General features: G+C 72.4%; 5 protein-coding genes and 1 pseudogene. 3 read left to right on the top strand and 3 right to left on the bottom strand.

Annotated elements, in window-relative coordinates; genetic code table 11:
* A pseudogene (locus ETD83_RS40860) lies at positions 1-184 on the top strand (nucleoside deaminase); the annotation flags it as partial.
* Here the strand turns inward: ETD83_RS40860 and ETD83_RS40855 are convergent.
* Both ETD83_RS40855 and ETD83_RS40850 read right to left on the bottom strand, forming a co-directional pair.
* On the bottom strand, positions 171-497 hold the full coding sequence (locus tag ETD83_RS40855; protein WP_138650610.1) for a hypothetical protein: 327 nt from the start codon (positions 495-497) through the stop codon (positions 171-173). The pseudogene ETD83_RS40860 and the gene ETD83_RS40855 overlap by 14 nt on opposite strands.
* Before the next feature lie 74 nt (positions 498-571).
* The gene (locus ETD83_RS40850) at positions 572-976 is read right to left on the bottom strand and encodes an SSI family serine proteinase inhibitor (protein ID WP_138650609.1); all 405 of its coding nucleotides are present in this window, start codon (positions 974-976) and stop codon (positions 572-574) included.
* A gap of 236 nt (positions 977-1,212) precedes the next feature.
* Between ETD83_RS40850 and ETD83_RS40845 the strand changes: the two genes are divergently transcribed.
* Complete coding sequence (locus ETD83_RS40845) at positions 1,213-1,851, top strand: hypothetical protein (RefSeq protein ID WP_138650608.1); 639 nt, start codon at positions 1,213-1,215, stop codon at positions 1,849-1,851.
* Position 1,852: 1 nt separating this feature from the next.
* Positions 1,853-2,467, top strand: coding sequence for a hypothetical protein (locus ETD83_RS40840; RefSeq protein ID WP_138650607.1), 615 nt, complete (start codon positions 1,853-1,855; stop codon positions 2,465-2,467).
* Positions 2,468-2,497: 30 nt separating this feature from the next.
* On the opposite strand, the gene ETD83_RS40835 is transcribed toward ETD83_RS40840, so the two are convergent.
* Positions 2,498-3,026: cellulose-binding domain-containing protein (locus ETD83_RS40835; protein ID WP_171064726.1), on the bottom strand; the 529-nt coding region annotated here is incomplete at its 5' end.

Below are 3,026 nucleotides of genomic sequence, written 5' to 3'. Positions count from 1 at the left end.
CATCGTCTACGTCCACTCGTCCGCGCAGCTCGCCGCGTGGCGGGCCGAGCTCGGCGTCGAGCCCGGCCCGGTCGCCGCGATCCCGATCCAGGAGGTCGTGCCGGGCCTGCCGGTGGACGGCCCCGTCGCGGCCCTGGAATCGGCGATGCGCGACCTGCACACCCGCGCCGTCAGCGCCGGGTGAGCGCCTCCAGCCGCTCCACCGCCGCCCGCCAGTCGGACGGCAGCCGGCATCGCGTCGCCCGGTACCCGGAGTAGGCGAGCGTGTAGGTGAAGTGGTCGGCGACGTCGCACCCCGCCGTCGACGACCAGGTGGTCACGATGCCGTTCAGCGCGGTGCGCAGGCCGCGCATTTCCGCGTCCCCCAGCGTGATCTTCTTGTCGTTGACGACGGCCGTCCCGGAAACGTCGACGGTCACCCGTTCCCGAATTCCGGCGAACCCTCCGGAACGCTCGTAAGTGACAAGGACGTCCGGCCCGGTGAAAGCGAGCATCACGCGACCTCTCCGTTAATGCGGTCCGCCGGACGGCGCCCCTCTCGGCCGCCCGGCGAACCGCGCCCATGGATGTTCTACCGGAAAAGGACTCCGCCCGTTCGGCGCATGGCGGCGCAGCGGTTCGGATATGTCTGAGCGAAATGGCGTGCCCTCCCGCGCCATCTGCCGTCGGCGCTCACCCGGACGGGCGCGTACTCCAACGTGCAGGCCCCCTGCTGGACACCGATCCGCCCGACCTCGCCGTCGACGGATTCAAGCTGGTCACAGGCACGGGACGGGGCGGGATGCGTCCCTCCGTCCGGGCGGCACCACAGGTTCACCGCGGTGACGGGGCCGTGCTCGGGCGCCACCATCAGCAGGTAGGCGCCGGACGGTCCCCCGGCCCGCCCGGGTGCCGCCTGCGCGGGCGCGGCCTGCGCGAGGACCGCCATTCCCGCCAGCACGGCCGCCCAGCCGAGACGAGCACGCGACATATGCATGATTTCCTCCCTGAATTGCCCACCGCGATCTGCGGCATCGGCGGGCCGGGCGCCGCTTCAGGGCGACAAACTCCCCCAAACAAGACCATTCTTAGTCCCGGCCCGGCCACCCCGTTCACTCCTGAACCCAGTGTGCCCATTCGCGCAATGTCCGCGTGCGCAATTCGGCGGACGGCCGCGATATCGCGCTTCAGGGGGCGGACGCGCCGGGCGGGCCGCCGCTAGGCTGGCCTGCCATGACCGACTTGTTGAATTCGCCCTTCCTCAAGATCGAGCAGCAGTCGTCGCAACTGGAGTACCGGATCGAGGGCCAGGACGACCGGCCCCTCGGCCAGGCCACCCAGGTCTCGGGACCGAAGCCGCGCAAGGGGCTCCTCGGCATGTTCAGCTCGGGCCTGAAGAACGCGAGGGTCGTCGTCCAGGTCGCCGGGCTGGACGGGGCGCCCCTGTTCTACGTCGACCACCAGGACGGCGCGCCCGTCGCGATCGTCGCCCCCGACGGGACCGTCATCGGCCGGTTCCAGTACGACCTCGTCGGCGTCGCGCAGCAGATGGCGGGCGCCGGCGTGGGCCGGGGCATGCTCAACGCCCTCGCCGGGGCCGCGGCCATGCGGCACCGCCTTCTCGACGCGTCCGACCGTCCGCTGTGCGAGCTGGCGTGGGAGATGCAGCGCACGGGCGCCGCCGAGAACGTCCGGTGGGTCCCGGTCGCCTGCGACTACACCGACATGAACGGCCAGCGGATCGCGCACGCCGACGTCAAGGAGGCGACGTTCAAGGACCGGTACTCCCTGCAGCTCATGTACCAGCTCCCCGAACCGCTGCGCACGCTCGTCATCGCCTCCCCCCTCGCGTTCGACCTGACCCGGAGCTGACGTGCCGCACCTGTACGAGGCGCTCACCTGGACGATCGACGAACCGCGGCGCCCGCGCGAGTACGTCTTCCACGACGGCGGCGAACTGCTCGCCAACGCCACGCGCGTCCAGGTCAGGCGCCCGGACGAGGCCGCCGTGCCCTACGCCAACCCCCACGCCCAGCACGACGAGAGCCACATCGTCCTCTGCGTCGCGGGCCCCGACCAGACGCCGTACTTCTACATCGACCGCACCAACGACCCCATGCGCCCGCAACCGGCCCACGTGGTGGCCCCCAACGGCGGACGCATCGGCGCCATCGCCGTCTCCACGGGCGGCGTCAAGGGCGTCTTCAAGCTCATGTCCGGCCAGCAGGGCGGCCGCTTCGCCCTGCTCGACGGGTACGGGAACCAGACCGCCCTCCTGACCGGCCCCGGCCTGCGGAACCCGCACGAGGAGGGCACGATCACCGACCCGGGCGGCACCCAGATCGCCGCCTTCCAGACGGCCCACTCCTCCTACGGCGAGCGCCGCCGCAGCTACACCGTCCGCCTCTTCCACCCGCTCCCGGAGCCCCAGCGCACCCTCGTCCTCGCCGCGCTGATCGGCGTGGAGCTCATGACCCCGGCCGGCTGACCGCGACCGTCGCGGTCGCGGTCGTCTCGGTCAGGGGCCGCAGGGGGCGCCGTTCAGGGTGAAGCGGGACGGGGCGGAGTTCGCGCCGTCCTGGCGTCCGAGGAAGCCGAACTCGGCCGTTCCGGAGGGCGGGATCGCGCTGTTCCAGTCCGCCGACGTCACGGTGACCGACGAGCCGCTCTGCACCTGGCTGCCGTTCCACAGCTGGACGATCGCCTGCCCGTCCGGGAACTCGAAGCCCAGCGTCCAGCCGTCGATGGCGCCGCCGCCGAGGTTCGTGATCCGCACCGTCGCCTGGAATCCCCGCTCCCACGTCCCGACGATCCGGTACGACACCGAGCAGGCGGCGGCCGGTTCGGCCCGCGACGAACCGGCCGTGGGCGGCGGGGCGGCGGCGGGCGGTTCGGACGAGTCCGGGGACAGCGCCGCCAGCAGCACCGCCACCAGCGCGATCACCCCGACCGCGGCCCCCGCGATGATCAGCGGCTTGCGCGCCGACGGGGGCGGCGGATCCATGGGCGGCGGGCCGTTCAGCACCCGCGTCGGGTTCGGGTCGCGC

Origin of the sequence: Actinomadura soli (assembly GCF_005889715.1) — a bacterium.
Lineage (GTDB): Bacteria > Actinomycetota > Actinomycetes > Streptosporangiales > Streptosporangiaceae > Spirillospora > Spirillospora soli.
This window is presented reverse-complemented; position numbering and strand designations above follow the sequence as displayed.